A 15,451-nucleotide genomic window follows, 5' to 3' on the forward strand; every position below is an offset into this window, starting at 1 on the left:
CGGAACGCACCGCCGGCTCGCCGGGCGTCGTGCCCGCTGCCGGACCGGCCGTCACGGCGGCCTGCCCGCGCTGCTCAGCCGCGCGGCGCACCCATAACCGCAACGTCTCTCGCGAGACGCCCAAGTCCCGGGCGATCCCCTTGATCGTCGCCCCGGGTGTGGACTCGTACAAGGCCACAGCATCGGCCTTGAACTCCTCCGGATAGTTCTTCATAGCCATGCGGATCAAACTCGCTTCCTCTGGATCCACGATCCAGTATCAGCGTGTCCACCAAACGGGGTGAAGCCCCGTTCTAGAAGTCGTTCGGGCTGATGAACGTCGAGATGTTCGACCTTGGTGACGGATCCGACCTCGCGCTGGAGACCGCGGACGTGATCGTTGTACGTGACGAGCTGTCCACGATCTCGCACCTCGCGCACATCTCCCGGCGCGCCCGGCGCTACGTGATCGCCAACCTCGCCATCGCTGCGACCTTCATCGCCGTCCTGGTCACGCGGGACCTCGTCGCGACGCTGCCTCTCCCGCTGGCCGTCGCCGGCCAGGAGGGGCTCAGCGGTCATCGTCGCGCTCAACCGTCTGCGCCTCCTGCGCTGCCAGGCCTGAACCGGCTAGCGGTAGCCCGGCGGCGCCTCGCTCAGCGGCCGACCACGAACCCGGCCGAGCGTCGTTCGTCGGCGAAGCTGGTGACCTTGCCCTCGTCCCAGTCGACGGCCAGCGCCTGGACGGAGCCGTAGTTGGCCAGCTCGGCCTGGTCGCTGACGACCACGTCGTACCCGAGGGCGGCCATAGGGTCGGCGAGCCCGCGGGTCTCCAGGCGGAGCTGCCCGTCGGTCAGGATGAACCGGCCGGCGCGCACGGCGTCTTCCAGGCTCTGCCGGTGCAGGGCCCAGCGGACGACGACGTTCGCGGTGGTGCTGGGGATCTGCCGGCCGCCCGGGGTGCCGATCACCAGTACGGGGCGGCCCTGGTCGTCGAGCAGCATGGACGGTGAGCTCCAGGTCACCGAACGGCGTCCGGGCTCGGGCAGGTTCGCGCTCATGGCGCCGATGTCGCTGAACCGTTCGAGCTGGTCGTTGAGGAAGAACCCGGCGACGTACTGGCCACTGCCCCAATAGTTGGTGATGGTGTTGGTCATCGAGACCGCTGTCCCGTCGGCGTCGATCACCGAGATGTGCGTGGTGTTTGGTGCGCTCTCGTAGCCGCCCTGCGCGGCCGATCTCTTGCTCGCCTGGGCGGCGTCCACGAGGGTGGCGGCGATCTGTGCGTTCTGGCCGGGGTCGGTGAGCCGGTCCACCGGGACGTTCACGTATCGGGGGTCACCGAAGTGCTGCTGCACCGAGGTGTCGGCGACCTGCCAGGCCCGTGAGAGCAGGTCCACGAACTCGGGCGAGTCGGGGTCGACGTCGGCGATCCCGGCGGCCTCTGCGATCTGCACCATCTGGATGATGGCCGCGCCCGGCAGCGCGGGTGCGCCCGAGAGCATCGTGTACCGGCCGACCGGACCGGACGCGGGTTCGAAGGTGTCGACCTGGTAGGCGGCCAGGGACTCGTGGTCGATGCCGGGGGTCTGGGCCAGCGTCTGGGCGAGGGTGCCGGTGTAGAACGAGCCGGCGCCTTCCTCGGCCAGGTTGCGCATGGTCTCGGCCAGGTCCGCCTGGACCAGCGTGTCGCCCTCCTGCAGCGGGGTGCCGTCCGCCCGCCGGAACTGCGGCAGGGCGCCGGTGATGTCCTGGCCGTAGGGGCTGTTGATCGAGGAGGCGAGGTAGCGCGAGACCGGCCCGCCCTCGTCGGCGATCTTGATGGCGGGAGCGAGCAGGTCGGCCCACGGCAGGTTCCCGTGGTCACGGTGGAGGCGCTCCATCCCGGCGACGAACCCGGGGATCCCAGCCCCGCCGTCGGGGATCTGGCCGGCCTGGTTGACCACCTCGCGGTACTCGTAGTTGGTCGCCTCCCCGTCGCCCACGACGATCGAGACACCGCCGCCACCGATGCCGGAGCTGGCCGGCTGCATCACGGCGTCGGCGAACGCGGCGGCGATCGCCGCGTCCACAGCGCTCCCGCCGCGCTCGAGCATCAGGTCGCCAGCCTCTGCGGCCAGCGGGTGGCCGGCGCTGACGCCGTAGCCGCCAAGTGCGGGTCCGGGTGGCGCCGCGGAGGCCGCCCCGGGCTGCGTCGGTGAGTCGTCCGGGGTGGGGGCAGGCTCCGCCGTCGTGCAGGCACCGAGGATCAGGGCGGCCGCTGCGGCCGTGAGGGAGGCCCGGACCGTGGCCGAGGGCCGCAGCCTCCTGCTCGGGGTGTCGGTCATCGTTCGGCCCTTTCTGCTGCGGGGGTGGTCTGTGTCTGTGGGCGAGGTGCGGTGGGGCGCAGCCAGGTCTGGCGCAGGAGCCGTTCGAGCGGTCCCGGCCACCCGGTCCTGCGCCAGAGGACGGCGGCGGTGAGCACGACGGCGATGAGGTTGGCGCTGATCAGGACGCCCTGCTCCACGTCGAAGCCCTCGGGCGGCTTGATCGCGGCGATCACCACGAAGTGCAGGACGTACAGGGTCAGGGCGAGCCGGCCGGACGCGACCAGCCAGCCCAGGACGGCGGAATCGGGGTAACGTCGCCCGGCCAGCGAGCACAGCGCCACCGTGGCGACGGCGCCGCCGATGCTGCTGGCCAGCCACAGCGGCATCTGTCCGTGCGCGGCGCCGGTCAGCAGGCGCCACGGCCCACGGTCGGCGTCCGGCCCGATGAGGGCGTAGGTGACCTGCGAGACGACCGCCGCGCCGACGGCAACCGCCGCGCCGTTGATCGCCAGGCGCCGCAGGAGCCGGGTGTCCGACAGGTCGAGCCGGGCCAGGCACAGACCGGCCACGAACGGCACGGTCCAGCTGGCGAGCGGATACGGGCCGGTCAGCACGAGCGAGTGCGCCGCTTCCCATGGTTGGGTGCCGAAGCTGACCGGGTCGAGCCAGTGGGTGGCCGGTTCGATCGCGTCGTGGGTCACGATCATGACCGGCCCGACCAGCAGGAGACTGGCACCGGCGCCCAGCAGCAGGACCCGGCTGGGCAGCCGCCACAGGAGCGGTGCCAGTAGGAACAGGATGGCGTAGGTGGGCAGGATGACGTTGACCTGCTCGGTCAGCCCCTGCAGAGCGACGCCTCCCGCGAACAGGAGCGCTGCCCGCCAGGTGACGGTCGCCCACCGGTCCCGTTCGGTTCGGCGGGCCAGAAGGTAGCCCATGCCGATGCCAGCGACGACGACGAAGAGCACGGACGCTCGCCCGAAGGGCAGCATGTAGAGGCGGTGGAGCAGGGACTGGGAGTCGGCGGGGCCGACGTTGACGATGATCATGCCGATGAGGGCGAGTCCGCGGGCGGCGTCCAGGCCGCTGTTCCGGGCTCGCGGTGGTTCTTGGTTCACGTGTGTTCACTTCCTCGGACCGGCACGCCGCAGGAGGGCTCCAGGCTCGGCGGTGCCCGTCCGTGCACGACTGGCGCGCCCGCTCCGGTGCTACCGGGCAGGCACGCGAGGGCTGGGGGTCAGGTCAGGCGAAGGAAGGAACGCGCGGTGGCGCACGGGAGCCGGCGACGGTGCCGGTCCAGAGGGTGGCCAGGTGTGCGGGCCGCGGGTCGGCGACCCGGCGGGTCTGCTCGCCCGGGAGGGCGCAGGCCGGGGCCGGGGCGCGGCGCAGCACCGCACCGATGTGCTGGCAGGCCAGATAGGCGACGGCGGCGCCGCACGCCTGCACCATGGCCGCGCCGGTGAGCACCAGTACGAGCGGTGCGGCGTGCGCGGCGACGCCGTCCGCAATGTAGAGCGAGTCCAGCACGAACGCGGTGACCAGGGCGAGCGCGGCGACGTCCCGGGCCGACCGTGTCTCGTCGAACGAGCCCTGGTGTCCGGGCCTGGAACCGTCGCCCGCGAACCGCCGGCTCGCGGGCGCCACGAGAAGGACGAGGACACCAAGGACTATCGGGCCCAGCATCGTCAGCGTGCCCGACGTCGCCGAGGACACCAGCCCGGCATGCTCCAGCATGCCTCCGAGCAGCCAGTGCATCGCCAGGAGCGTCGCCGCGGCGAACATCATCCCACCCGTGCTCGCAGGGGCCCCGGTCGGCGCGGCAGGAGGCGTTACGTGATTCCGCAACGCTCCCACCCCCGAATCTCACCGCTGGTGCGGCACCGCTGTCGAATGCGCGTGTCGCCTGCTTCTGGGAGCATGCTCGCACATGATCTACTAGTTGCGCATATACGAATGTATTCCTGCGGCGATCACTCACACCGTCGTCGCACACTCTCCCGAAGGACACACGTGACAGTCCCCGCTCAGCCTGCTGCCCGGCCCGCCCGCTGGACCCGCCACGCCTTGGCCTGTGGCGTCGCCGGCCTGGTCGCCGCTGCCGTGGTGATCGTGACGATGCTGGGGGCTGCCGCTCCTGCGTCCGCGCACGACGCGTTGGCCAAGACCAGCCCCGAGGCCGACACCACCGTGACTGAGGCACTCGAGGACGTGCAGCTCACGTTCGTGGCCGAACCCCTGGAAACCGGGACGGAGGTCCTGGTCATGGACCAGGACGGCACCGACTGGAGCAGTGGTGAGGCGACCCATGACGGCGCCACGATCACCCAGCCGCTGACCTCCGAGCTGCCCAGTGGCACCTACGAGGTGCAGTGGCGAGTCGTGTCGGGTGACGGGCACCCGATCTCCGGTTCCTACGCCTTCGACGTCGAAGTCGCTCCGGTGGCCGACGAGGAGAGCCCGTCGCCCAGCGCGTCCCCGTCCGGGACCACATCCGAGGTGAGCGCACCGACCGACGCGTCCGGCAGCGCGTCCGCCACCCCGGCAGCAGACCGCAGCTCCGACACCTCCGGCGACTCCTCGCTCTTCGCCGTGGCCATCGGGGCGATCGTGCTGGTCGTCGTGGTCGTGGTGGTCGTCGCGTTTGTTCGCCGGCGCTACTCCGCCGAGTGACCGCAGCAGACGAGAGCGCTCAGCGGTGGTGGGGCGGGACGTCGTAGAGCATGTGCTCGGTGTGCTGCAGGACGTTGGCGACCAGGGCCGCGACGTGTTCGTCGGGCTGCCCGTAGTAGATGGTGGTTCCCTCCCGGCGGGAGGTGACCAGGTGCCCGGCGCGCAGCTTGGCCAGGTGCTGGGACACGCCCGCACCGGGCCGCCCCAGAGCCTCGGCAATGGCCGTCACCGACATCTCGGTACCGTTGAGCATCGCCAGGATCGCCAGCCGTGTGCGGTCGGCGAGAAGCCGCAGGACGTCGACAGCGTGGTCGAGGTCTGCCTCCGGGGGCGTGGTGCGCTGGGTGGTGGCCACGAACGACATCATCGCATCCGCGGTCAGCCTGCGGCAGTGTCCCGCGACGTGGTGTCCTGCTGCGTGGTGTCGTCAGCGGTGTCGCGGGCGGGCTCGGTGGTGGGCCACAGGCGGGCGGCTGCCAGTGTGGCGGCGCCCGCGACGCCCGTCAGGACCAGGGCGGTGGCGGACAGGCCGGTGGTGCCGAGCCAGCCGGCCAGCGGGTAGGTGATGAGCCAGCAGGCGTGGGACAGGGAGAACTGGGCGGCGAAGGCGTCGGGCAGGTCGGCAGCGGGCACGTTGCGGCGGATGATCCGCCCGACCGGCGTCTCGACCGTGGACCAGCCCAGGCCGACCAGGAACCAGAGCAGCCCCACAGCGACCAGCCCCCACGCAGGCTGGGCGATGCCGAGCGCGAGCGGCGCGAGCCCGACCGCGACGGTCAGCGCGACACCGCCGGTGAGCATCACCCGCCGCTCCGGCAGGCGGCGCAGGACGCGCGGGAGCGCGATCGCGGCGGCGATCGACCCGAGGCCGTTCGCGGCCAGGAGCAGCGGGACGACGTTCTCGTCCTGTCCGAAGGTCGTGCGCACGATGACGACGGTCTGCACCAGGACGAAGGCCCCGGCCGCCGCGACGGCGAGGTTCAGCAGCAGGATCGGGCGCAGCTCGGCGGTGCGGACAAAGAGCTCGGCCCCGCGCCTGGCACGGTTCCCGAACGGCAGCTGGGGCCGCTCACCGGCATCCTCGCCACCCCGTCGCGGGATGATGGCGGCGGCGACCAGCAGCGCCGAGCCTGCGAACCCGACCGCCGTGCCGAAGAACAGCGCTGAGGAGGGCACCAGCAGCAGGAGCGCGGCAGCGAAGACCGGGGACAGGATCGACTCGAGGTCATAGGCCAGCCGCGACAGGGAAAGGGCGACGGTGTAGTCGTCCTCGTCTTTCAGGACGTCGGGGATGACCGACTGGAACGTCGGGGTGAAAGTGGCAGACGCGGCCTGCATGACGAAGATCAGCACGTAGACCTGCCAGACCTCGCCGACGAACGGTAGCGAGGCCGCGACCACCAGGCGCAGCGCGTCGGAACCGATCAGCACCCACTTGCGCGGCAGCCGCGCCACGGCTGCGGCGGCCAGAGGCGCCACGACCACGTAGGCGACCATCTTGATCGCCAGCGCCGTGCCCAGCACCCCGCCGGCGTCGGCCGGGTTCAGGTCGTAGGCCACCAGGCCCAGGGCCACCGTGGCCAGACCGGTACCGACCAGCGCCACGACCTGGGCGGTGAAGAGACGGCGATATGTGGGGTACTTCAGGACGCGCAGCATCCGGCCATCATCTGCTTATCTGCGCGTATACGCAAGTGTGTGTAGGCGAGGTCCCGCACAGCCGGAGGGCAGTGCGGGACCTCGGTGTGGCGGGTCGGTCAGGAGCAGGTGAGGCCGCCGGCGAGGGCGTCGAGGTTCGCTTCCATGACGTCGAGATAGTCGGCGTCAGCGTCGGCCTGGCTCTCCAGCGGGTCCAGGGTCGCGGTGCCGACCCCGAGGTCCGAGGCCAGTGTCTCGATCGTCTGGGGGGCGGCGACCGTCTCGAGGTACAGGGTCGAGACGTCGTTGGTCTGCACGATCTCGCGGATCTCGCGCAGGCGGGCCGGCGCGACCTCGGACTCGGGGTCGATGCCGGCGATGCCCACCAGGTTCAGGTCGTACCGCCCGGCGAGGTAGCCGAAGGCCTCGTGGGAGGTGACCAGGGTTGCGTCGGCGCACGGTGCGAGCTGGTCCGTGTACTGCTCGTCGAGCGCGGTGAGGTCCGCCTCCAGTGCCGAGGCGCCTGCCGCGTAGGAGTCGGCGTTGTCCGGGTCGACGGCGGCCAGCTCGTCCGCCACCTGCTGTGCGACGGCGGTCAGCCGGACCGGGTCGAGCCAGAAGTGTGGGTCGGTCGCCGCGCCGTGCCCGTGCTCGTCCTCCTCCGCGGGCGCCTCTTCCGCGGCCTCTTCGTCCGCGTGCTCCTCGGCGGTCTCGCCCTCGTGCCCGCCCGCCGGGTCCTCCTCAAGATCGGCAGCATCGGCGGCGTCCACAACGTGCTGGGGAGCGCGCTGCTCGATGCCCTCGTCCACGGCCGGCTGGAAGCCGGACAGGTAGACCACCAGGCCGGCATCTCCGATCGCGCGGGCCTGAGCCGGGGAGAGCTCCAGATCGTGCGGCTCCGCGGACGGCGGGGTGAGGTTGTTGACGTCCACGTGCTCGCCGCCGACTCGCTCGACGACGTACTGCAGCGGGTAGAAGGACGCGAGCACCTGGACGGTTCCGTCGTCGGCGCCGCCCTCGGCGGTCGGGGCGCACGCGGTCGCCGTGAGGGCGAGCGCGGCGATGGAGCCGATGGAGAGCAACCGTGATATCTGCATGCCCGCATAGTTGTGCAATTGATAATGGATGTCAACATCATGACCGTCGAGGTGGACGGGTCTTGCACGAGCCGATGTAACCGTGGTTACATGTCCGCCGTGACAGAGGAATGGGTGCTGCTGAGCTACCGCCTGCCGAGGGAGCCGTCCTCGCCGCGCGTGGCTCTGTGGCGACGACTCAAGCGGCTGGGCGTCGCCCAGATCTCGGACGGGTTGGTCGCGCTGCCCGCCGACGCCCGCACCCGCGAGCAGCTGGACTGGGCAGCCGGCGAGGTGGTCGAGCACGGCGGCACGTCCAGCGTCTGGCTGGCGCGACCCATGTCGGTGGCGCAGGAACGCGAGCTGGCGACCGCGATGGCGGCGGACCGCGCCGCCGAGTACGTCGATCTGGAGACGTCCGCGCGTCAGGCCATGACCGAGCAACCGGTCGAGCAGCGCAAGGTCCTCGTCAAGCTGCGCCGCACTCTCCGGGAGATATCCCGGAGAGACTTCTTCCCGCCCGACGAACGGGACCGCGCACAGGCCGCGCTGCGTCTGCTCGAAGAGCGATCAGCCGATGGCGCCGTTCCCGAACCGGCAGCGCAGCCAAACACACGGGGCAAGCAGGCCTCGAGCCGGCGCGCAGCGGGTGCGCGATGAGGTGGGCGACCCGTGCCGGGGTGCACATCGACCGAGCCGCGTGCGCGTGGTTGATCCGTCGGTTCGTCGACCCCGACGCCGAGTTCGTGTTCGTCGCCGACCCTGCCGAGGTCCCTGACGACGCGACACCGTTCGACATGCGCGGCGTCGACCTAGGCCATCACGGCAGCGACTGCAGCTTCGAGACGATCCTCGTCCGGTACGAGCTGACCGACCCCGTACTGGTCCGGATCGGCCAGATCGTGCACGAGGCGGATCTCGACGACGGCAGGTACGACGCGCCGGAGGCGCCGGGCCTGGACGTCGTGCTGCGTGGGCTGTCCATGACCGGTGACGACGAACGCACGCTGGCCCTTACCGGGCCGCTGTTCGACGGGCTCTACGAGTTCTTCCGGCGCTCCTACCTGCTGGGCCGCGAACCCGCCTGACCTGCAGACCCCACACGACCACACTCGAAAGCCGACCATAGGAGAGACATGAGCACCGAGCACGACGGCGCTACGCCGCCAGTTGCCGTCCAGGGAGACCTGATCCCGTTCCGAACCGCGGTGCGCGCCTGGTTCGCGATCTCGTGGCAGACGTTCGGCGGCCCCGCTGGGCAGATCGCCGTCATGCAGCGCACCCTCGTGGACGAGAAGCGGTGGATCGGGCAGGGCCGGTTCCTGCACGCGCTCAACTACTGCATGCTCCTACCCGGACCCGAGGCGCAGCAGCTCGCCGTCTACACCGGCTGGCTGCTCAACGGCTGGCGCGGGGGCCTGGTCGCGGGCGGCCTGTTCGTGCTGCCGGGGATGCTCGCCCTGCTGGTGCTGTCCGCGATCTACGTCGCCTTCGGCGAGACCACCGTCGTCTCGGCGGTGTTCGCCGGCCTTGCGCCGGCCGTCCTGGCGATCGTGGTCCAGGCGGTGCTCCGGGTGGGCAAGCGGGCCCTGACCAGCCCAGCGCTGGTGGTCCTCGCGGTGGTCGCCTTCGTGGCACTGACATTCTTCGCGGTGCCGTTCCCCCTCGTCGTGCTCGGCGCCGGTGTGATCGGGTGGCTCGTACACCGGTACGCGCCGAGCTGGATCGCGACTTCCGCCGGGCACGGAAAGGAGAGCGACGGCCCTGCCCCGCTCATCCCGGACGACGCCTTGCACGCCGAGAAGCCGTCCGGGCGCCGGGCTCTGCGGGTACTCGTGTTGGGTCTGCTTGCATGGGGCATCCCGCTCGGCGCGGTCGCGCTGCTGACCGGTGTGGACAGTGTGTTCACGCAGCAGGGTTTGTTCTTCTCGGGCAGTGCCCTGGTGACGTTCGGCGGTGCCTACGCGGTGCTGGCCTACGTCGCGCAGCAGGCGGTGCAGACCTACGCGTGGGTCACGCCGGGCGAGATGACGCGCGGTCTGGCGCTGGCCGAGACCACGCCCGGGCCGCTGATCATGGTCGTGCAGTTCGTCGCGTTCCTCGGCGCCTACCGCAACCCGGGCGACCTCGACCCGTGGGCCGCTGCCGTGCTGGGCGCGCTGCTGACCACCTGGGTCACCTTCGTGCCGTCGTTCCTCTTCATCTTCCTCGGCGCGCCCTACGTCGAGCGGCTCCGGGGCAACCGGACGCTGAGCGCGGCCCTCACGGCCATCACCGCGGCGGTCGTGGGTGTCATCGCCAACCTCGCGCTCTACTTCACCACGCACACGCTCTTCGCCACCTCGAACCCCTGGACCGCTGGTCCGCTGTCGTTCGATGTTCCCGACCTCGCCACGATCCAGCCTGCCGCGGTCGGGATCGCGGTGTTGGCGGCGGTGTTGCTGTTCGTGGTGCGCTGGTCGGTGCTGCGCACGCTGGGCGTGTGCGCGGTGGTCGGGCTCGGCCTGGGGCTGGCCGGCTTGCTCTGACGTCAACGCGGGGCGGCAAGTCGTCGCGACTCGTAGCGCACGGCGGTAGCGGCGGCCCTAGCCTCGATCCTTCGTGGGTGAGGTGAGTCAAGGCATAGGAAAGGTGCTCTGAACTGGCACGATACGTCTTGTCGAGGGACGTGTCGGGCTGAGGATCGGAGCACCTTTCTGGTGGGCGAGACTACCGCGTGGGATGCGCGTTTGGAACTGACCGCTGACGGTAAAGGGCTGGTCGCGAACGTGGGTGTGGTGCTGCTGCGTAAGACCGCCGACGCTGTCGGCCTGACCGCTCGGATCTCGGAGGTGTTCGGGCCGGGCAGGGTCGAGCGGATCTGCCGCGGGGCGGTGCTGGTGGGTGCGGCGTCGGCGATCGCTGCGGGGGCCAGAAACTTGTCGCAGGTCGAGCGGATGCTCGCCGGCCATGCCGGCACGTTCGGGTCGTGCGGTTCGGACTCGACGCTGTGGCGGACTCTGGACTCCATCGACGAGCGGGTCTTGAGGCGTTTGTCGCGCGCTCGTGCCAGAAGTCGCAGGACGTTGTGGCGGATGCTGGCCGCGCGGCCGGGCGGCTTCCCGTGGCTGCGGGTCGGCGGCAAACGGTTGGAGGGGTGGGTCGTGGTGGACCTGGACGCCACGATCGTGGGCTGCCACTCCCGTAAGCAGAACGCGACGGGGACCTACAAGGGCGGGTTCGGGCACCACCACCTCGGCGGGTGGATCGCGAACACCGGCGAGTCCCTGTCGACCCTGCCCCGACCGGGGAACGCGGGCAGCAATACCGCGACCGACCACGTCACCGTGCTGGACGAGGTCCTCGCGCAGATCCCTGACGAGGGCCGGCACTCCAAGCTGCTGGTGCGGATCGACGGCGCCGGCGCGTCCCACGACACGGTCAGCCACCTGGAACGGCTGGGCACCACCCGGCGCCGGGTGGCCTGGACGATCGGCTGGACCATCACCAGCGTTGAGGAGGCAGCGATCAAGGCTCTGCCCGAGCGGGTATGGGTGCCCTACCTCGACCAGGACGGCACGATCGCCCCGCCCGTCGACTACGACGACGCGACCAGCGACGAGACCCACGGCTGCGGCGGGCCCGGGTCTGAGTACGGGCATGTCGCCGAGCTGACCGGGCTGGCGAAGCGGCCCGGCTGGCCGACCAGCATGCGGCTGATCGTGCGCCGGGTCCCGATCGCGCCACGCGACCAGGCTGCGGGGAAGGTCACCGCCCTGGAGAAGGCCACCGGGTGGAAATACGCGATCACCGCGACGAACATCGGCCGGATGCGCGGCATCCCCGGGACGAACCAGCCGCAGTGGCTCGATGTCCTGCACCGTCACCACGCCGTCGTCGAGGACCACGTCCGGGCCGCGAAGACCACGGGCCTTGGCCTGCTGCCCTCGGCGTCCTGGCGGATCAACACCGCCTGGGTCCTGCTGACCGGCATCGCCCGTGACCTCGACGTCTGGACCCGGCTGCTCGCCTTCCACGACCACGAGCTCCTGGCGAAGGCCGAGCCAGCCACGATGCGCGAGCTCGTCTACTGGCTGCCCGCCCGCCTGGCCCACCACGCCCGCAAAAGGTGGCTGCGCTTCGACCGCGACCACCCGCACACCGACGCGATCACCACCGCCTGGCACCGCCTCGCGGCTCTACCCGCCGTGACCTGACCAGCCCGACGACTGTTCCCACGAACCGGAACGGAGCGACCGCACAACCCCCGGCCGGAACCGGCGCACGCAGCGACACGCGCACGGCAACCATGCCCAAGACGCGCCAACCACCAAATCGGACGAACCGCCCAGGGCCGGTCGGTTCGTTTTGGTTCCGTTATCTGACCAGCGCGAACGTTCGCTCGGGCTGGCGGTAGCAGGCCTGGGTGGTGGTGGTCACGGGTAGGCCGGCGAGGTGGATGAGGCTGATCGCGGTCGAGCGCAGCAGGGTCCATAGGCGGGTCGTGTTCGCTCGTCGGGTGGTGTGGCGGTCCTCGTCGAAGACGACGTCGCGGATCCAGTGCAGGCGGTTCTCGATGCCCCACCGGGTGCGGATCATGTGAGCGATCTGGGCGAACGTCGCTCGCTCGGGGCCGAGGCTGGTGACGTAGAACAGGACGGTCGTGGATGCTGGCCCGCCGGCGGAGTGCCTACGGGTGGCTGTCACGCGGATCGCCTGCCGGGCCCCGGGCAGGGACAGCCCACCGCCGGGAACCCCGGCCGGGGTGGTGATCTCTACGACCTGGTAGGCGCGGGACTCGACTCGCCCGTGCAGGGTGGCGCTGGTGCGGACGGTGACCGGGACCTGGTCCCAGGGGATCTCTGCGACCTCGGCCTGCAGGAGCGACCGGTTGGCCTTGACTGCCAGGACGTAGTGCGCGCCCCGGGCGCGCAGGTAGGACGCTGTGGCCCTGGTGGTGTGGGCGGCGTCGCCGGTGATGACCCATCCGCTGATCGAGCCGACCTGGTCGAGCGCTACCTGCACCGCGGCGCCCTCCCCGCCCTTGCCCGTGCGTGGGTCGACCTCGGCGGTGGCGAGCACGACCCCGGGGTCCGGGGCGAACACCGCCAGCTGCATCGGCGGCGCACCGTCCTTGGCCCGCCGGTCGTGCCGTGCACCACGCAACGCCTTGCCGTCCACCGCCACATGCATCAAAGGCTCCTCGACCAGGCCCTCGCCGGTGGTCGCGGCCAGCCGGTCGGTGAGCCAGGCGGTCATCACCTCGGCCACCACGGCCATGTCGAGGCCGGCCATCGCTCCCGCCAGCGTCGAGCGGACCGGGAGCCGACCCCGGCCGAAGCCCAGCCCGAGGACCACCGCCGGTGCCAGGTCACCGGCCCACGCGACCGCCGAGCGCAGGCTGCGGCAGCCCGCGAGCGTGGCCAGGACCAGCAGCGCGAGCATCGACGCCAGCGAGTACTGCCGCGCCTCGCGCCGACGCGGGTCAGCGACCGACTCGAGCGCCGTGACCAGAGAGCCGAGCGCGGCCCTCGCTTCCAGCATCCCGTCCAGACCACCCGGAGGCAGGTAGCGGTCGACGGCAGGGCTCAGCGAAGATAGCGACATCGGGCATGGTCCTTCGGGAAGACGGCAGCGTAGAGAACTCCCATCTTCCCTGGTCAGGGCCATGCCCGACCCCATTACCGACCATCACACCCCACGGTCAAGCCCACGTCTCGCCCACCGAGAACCGACCAGCCCTGCGAACCGCTCAGGCCGGGCTACCCACCAAGTGAATGATCGAGGCTAGAGACACGCTCGCAGCTCGTATCCGGCATCAGCGGCGGCTTCCTCGATCTGGCTTCGGTCAACGGGCGCGATGTCTTGGAACGTTACTCGTCCACTTGGCGCGTCGAGCCGCACTCGCCACACACCGGGAACGGCGGACAAATCCATAGAGCGCGCGCGTTGGTAGTTCTCGCAGGGGCACTCCTATCGCCGTCGTGAGTTCCTACGGGCGCTCGCGAGGTCGAGGACCTCTGCGGTCTTGTGTTCTCCTGCCTTCACGTTGGCTGTACGTGCCCAGGTGTTGATCCACTCTGGTTTTGTACCGACGTCGTAGGACGCCTTGGCGGCCGCTTGCTTGCCGAACGCCCGATCAAGAGCTTGTCCGAGAAGTAGCGGTGTTTCGTCGGCTACCGGAATCGGTTCGCTTGTTCGCCAGCCTTGCGACGAGATTTGAATCTGAAGACTTCGCGCACGCTGTTCGCTGATCACGCCCAGGTCTCGGGCGCGCATGACGGCCGCCCCGACGGTGATCCCGTACTCGGCCTTGATCGCGAGATAGCCGTGAAGGGTCAGGCCTTCTGAGATCCGCGAACGAACCACTTCGGGCGGCAGCAGGCACGCGCCGGCGAACTTGTAGGCCCTGCGCTCCTCGGGGCTACGGGTGCTCTTTATCGGGTTCATGAGCCCCCGATCGAAGATCAGATGGCCGACCTCGTGCAGCAGGGTGAGCCGCTTGACTCCACCCGGGACGGCGGCGGCGAGTGCGACTAGTGGGCGATCGTTCAAGGGTGACGGTCGAGAGCACGCCGTGTGCCCACGGACCTCGTCGGAGAGATGGTCGAGGTTGTCGACAACACCGACTCCCAGCCGCTCCAGTGCACGCGTCGCGTTCAGGAGCGGCGCGACGTCGTCCAGGCCAACTGCCTGTCGAAAGGCACGCGCTACCCGCTCGGTGTCGTGGTCGTAGTCCTCGGGATCGGGGAGGCGCGCCGTGTGATAGCCCGAGGCGATCGAGGCGTGACGAAACAGTCGTGACGCCTCGTTATAGAACTCGACCACGCGGTTCTCGTCGCGCGCCGTGGCCCTCGAGTTCTTCCGGAACGTGACGGTTCCGGTCCTGCTCTCGTCAGGTTCCACGCTGAAGAACGACAGCGGCAGGTTGAACATCGCACTCGCGTCGACGACGAGAGTTTCGGGTGCGGGGCGCGCGCCACTCTCGACCTGTGAGAGGAACGACTGCGTGACTCCGAGTTGTCCGGCGAGGTCAGTCTGAGTCAGGTCATGAAGGTGGCGCAGGGCGGTCAGCCGAGGTCCGTGGGCATGGAGCAGCAGATCAGCCGTCAAGCCGGTTGCTCTGCTCGTCGATGTCGACATGGAAGAGATCCTCGTCCTGGGGGTCGCCGGTGAACTTCAGGTGTGTAGTGAAGCCCCCACCGGGAAGCACTTCGAAGACCAGGTCGACCGGTACCGCGAGCCCGTAGTCGCCGGGGGCAAGCGTGTGCACGACCCGGAGGGTGAACTCGTCACGAACTGCGGCGTTCGTGTAGTCCCAGAGGAGAAGGAGCTGGACCTCCTGGCTTCCGGCCGGCGCGGGGCCCTTGGTCGGCAGGTCGAACAGCGGTTCGCTCTGCCAGTAGTCACGGCGTGCACGGGTGCTCCCGGCTACAGGCACGCCACCCGGATAGTTCCGCCGGCGTTCCTTGAGGAAACGCATCCGGATGCCTGAGCTCTCGTGCACGAGTCCCGTCTGGCCCATCGCCCGCGGATTGCCCGTGACAAGCCAGCCGTTCGGCAACTGCGATGCGTCCAGCTGCTCCCGGAACTCCGCACGCGCATGGATGGGCCGCAAATGCGGAAACTTCGAGTGGTCGAGATGGCCGAGCACCTTCTCGGCCTGCTCAAGCGCTGTGCTCATACCTGTGTGGAGCAGGCCTCCAAGGGCCTGGATCTCGGGCTCGACCAACTCGCGAACAGTGTCCTGCGACGCCACGACCAGCTCCTTTGGTATGAGTGCTCATATTATAAGCATCA

16 protein-coding genes are annotated in these 15,451 nt (G+C 70.0%); 6 read left to right on the plus strand and 10 right to left on the minus strand.

Annotated features, from left to right (window positions below):
• Positions 1-220 (minus strand): transposase (locus APR04_RS28495; protein ID WP_253877633.1); only part of this gene is annotated, 220 nt, incomplete at its 3' end.
• Between the two features lie 92 nt (positions 221-312).
• Between APR04_RS28495 and APR04_RS30825 the strand changes: the two genes are divergently transcribed.
• Positions 313-735 carry a hypothetical protein gene (locus tag APR04_RS30825; protein WP_301313107.1) on the plus strand — a complete coding sequence of 141 codons (423 nt, stop codon included), beginning with the start codon at positions 313-315 and terminating at the stop codon, positions 733-735.
• Here APR04_RS30825 and APR04_RS28505 read toward each other — a convergent pair.
• The 3 genes from APR04_RS28505 to APR04_RS28515 form a co-directional block, all read right to left on the minus strand.
• On the minus strand, positions 636-2,306 hold the full coding sequence (locus APR04_RS28505) for a gamma-glutamyltransferase (RefSeq protein WP_253877639.1): 1,671 nt from the start codon (positions 2,304-2,306) through the stop codon (positions 636-638). The genes APR04_RS30825 and APR04_RS28505 overlap by 100 nt on opposite strands.
• A complete protein-coding gene (locus APR04_RS28510; protein WP_253877641.1) occupies positions 2,303-3,406 on the minus strand; it encodes a DUF418 domain-containing protein in 1,104 nt (367 codons plus the stop codon). The genes APR04_RS28505 and APR04_RS28510 overlap by 4 nt, the downstream gene beginning before the upstream one ends.
• A gap of 124 nt (positions 3,407-3,530) precedes the next feature.
• On the minus strand, positions 3,531-4,070 hold the full coding sequence (locus APR04_RS28515; protein ID WP_253877643.1) for a hypothetical protein: 540 nt from the start codon (positions 4,068-4,070) through the stop codon (positions 3,531-3,533).
• A gap of 228 nt (positions 4,071-4,298) precedes the next feature.
• Here APR04_RS28515 and APR04_RS28520 point away from each other — a divergent pair, with 228 nt between their 5' ends.
• Positions 4,299-4,958, plus strand: a complete 660-nt coding sequence (locus APR04_RS28520; protein ID WP_253877645.1) for a copper resistance CopC family protein — start codon at positions 4,299-4,301, stop codon at positions 4,956-4,958.
• A gap of 19 nt (positions 4,959-4,977) precedes the next feature.
• Here the strand turns inward: APR04_RS28520 and APR04_RS28525 are convergent, their stop codons facing one another.
• The 3 genes from APR04_RS28525 to APR04_RS28535 form a co-directional block, all read right to left on the minus strand.
• Positions 4,978-5,313, minus strand: a complete 336-nt coding sequence (locus APR04_RS28525) for an ArsR/SmtB family transcription factor (protein ID WP_253877647.1) — start codon at positions 5,311-5,313, stop codon at positions 4,978-4,980.
• Between the two features lie 23 nt (positions 5,314-5,336).
• The gene (locus APR04_RS28530; protein ID WP_253877649.1) at positions 5,337-6,617 is read right to left on the minus strand and encodes an MFS transporter; all 1,281 of its coding nucleotides are present in this window, start codon (positions 6,615-6,617) and stop codon (positions 5,337-5,339) included.
• A gap of 98 nt (positions 6,618-6,715) precedes the next feature.
• Complete coding sequence (locus APR04_RS28535; RefSeq protein ID WP_253877658.1) at positions 6,716-7,693, minus strand: metal ABC transporter substrate-binding protein; 978 nt, start codon at positions 7,691-7,693, stop codon at positions 6,716-6,718.
• A gap of 90 nt (positions 7,694-7,783) precedes the next feature.
• On the opposite strand from APR04_RS28535, the gene APR04_RS28540 reads away from it, so the two are divergent.
• The 4 genes from APR04_RS28540 (at position 7,784) to APR04_RS28555 (ending at position 11,868) form a co-directional block, all read left to right on the plus strand.
• Positions 7,784-8,332, plus strand: a complete 549-nt coding sequence (locus APR04_RS28540) for a Chromate resistance protein ChrB (RefSeq protein WP_253877660.1) — start codon at positions 7,784-7,786, stop codon at positions 8,330-8,332.
• Positions 8,329-8,760, plus strand: a complete 432-nt coding sequence (locus tag APR04_RS28545; RefSeq protein ID WP_253877662.1) for a chromate resistance protein ChrB domain-containing protein — start codon at positions 8,329-8,331, stop codon at positions 8,758-8,760. The genes APR04_RS28540 and APR04_RS28545 overlap by 4 nt, the downstream gene beginning before the upstream one ends.
• 48 nt (positions 8,761-8,808) lie before the next feature.
• Positions 8,809-10,200, plus strand: a complete 1,392-nt coding sequence (chrA, locus tag APR04_RS28550; RefSeq protein ID WP_253877664.1) for a chromate efflux transporter — start codon at positions 8,809-8,811, stop codon at positions 10,198-10,200.
• A 201-nt stretch (positions 10,201-10,401) separates the two neighbouring features.
• Positions 10,402-11,868, plus strand: coding sequence for an IS1380 family transposase (locus APR04_RS28555; RefSeq protein ID WP_253877666.1), 1,467 nt, complete (start codon positions 10,402-10,404; stop codon positions 11,866-11,868).
• Positions 11,869-12,028: 160 nt separating this feature from the next.
• Here the strand turns inward: APR04_RS28555 and APR04_RS28560 are convergent, their stop codons facing one another.
• The 3 genes from APR04_RS28560 to APR04_RS28570 all read right to left on the minus strand — a co-directional run bounded on the left by APR04_RS28560 (position 12,029) and on the right by APR04_RS28570 (position 15,410).
• Positions 12,029-13,258, minus strand: coding sequence for an ISAs1 family transposase (locus tag APR04_RS28560; protein ID WP_253877668.1), 1,230 nt, complete (start codon positions 13,256-13,258; stop codon positions 12,029-12,031).
• 366 nt (positions 13,259-13,624) lie between these two features.
• A complete protein-coding gene (locus APR04_RS28565) occupies positions 13,625-14,794 on the minus strand; it encodes a helix-turn-helix domain-containing protein (protein ID WP_253877670.1) in 1,170 nt (389 codons plus the stop codon).
• Entirely contained in the window at positions 14,754-15,410 is a 657-nt protein-coding gene (locus APR04_RS28570; RefSeq protein WP_253877672.1) for a hypothetical protein, read from the minus strand. Before APR04_RS28570 ends, APR04_RS28565 begins: the two co-directional genes overlap by 41 nt.
• Positions 15,411-15,451: the final 41 nt, after the last annotated feature.

This window comes from Promicromonospora umidemergens, assembly GCF_024171995.1.
Lineage (GTDB): Bacteria > Actinomycetota > Actinomycetes > Actinomycetales > Cellulomonadaceae > Promicromonospora > Promicromonospora umidemergens.

What these genes read in the sequence shown, in the direction of transcription:
- APR04_RS30825 (WP_301313107.1), top strand. Translation starts at nt 313, where the DNA reads ATGAACGTCGAGATGTTCGACCTTGGTGACGGATCCGACCTCGCGCTG.
- APR04_RS28505 (WP_253877639.1), bottom strand. Translation starts at nt 2,306, where the DNA reads ATGACCGACACCCCGAGCAGGAGGCTGCGGCCCTCGGCCACGGTCCGG.
- APR04_RS28515 (WP_253877643.1), bottom strand. Translation starts at nt 4,070, where the DNA reads ATGTTCGCCGCGGCGACGCTCCTGGCGATGCACTGGCTGCTCGGAGGC.
- APR04_RS28530 (WP_253877649.1), bottom strand. Translation starts at nt 6,617, where the DNA reads ATGCTGCGCGTCCTGAAGTACCCCACATATCGCCGTCTCTTCACCGCC.
- APR04_RS28535 (WP_253877658.1), bottom strand. Translation starts at nt 7,693, where the DNA reads ATGCAGATATCACGGTTGCTCTCCATCGGCTCCATCGCCGCGCTCGCC.
- APR04_RS28540 (WP_253877660.1), top strand. Translation starts at nt 7,784, where the DNA reads ATGTCCGCCGTGACAGAGGAATGGGTGCTGCTGAGCTACCGCCTGCCG.
- APR04_RS28545 (WP_253877662.1), top strand. Translation starts at nt 8,329, where the DNA reads ATGAGGTGGGCGACCCGTGCCGGGGTGCACATCGACCGAGCCGCGTGC.
- chrA (WP_253877664.1), top strand. Translation starts at nt 8,809, where the DNA reads ATGAGCACCGAGCACGACGGCGCTACGCCGCCAGTTGCCGTCCAGGGA.
- APR04_RS28560 (WP_253877668.1), bottom strand. Translation starts at nt 13,258, where the DNA reads ATGTCGCTATCTTCGCTGAGCCCTGCCGTCGACCGCTACCTGCCTCCG.
- APR04_RS28565 (WP_253877670.1), bottom strand. Translation starts at nt 14,794, where the DNA reads ATGTCGACATCGACGAGCAGAGCAACCGGCTTGACGGCTGATCTGCTG.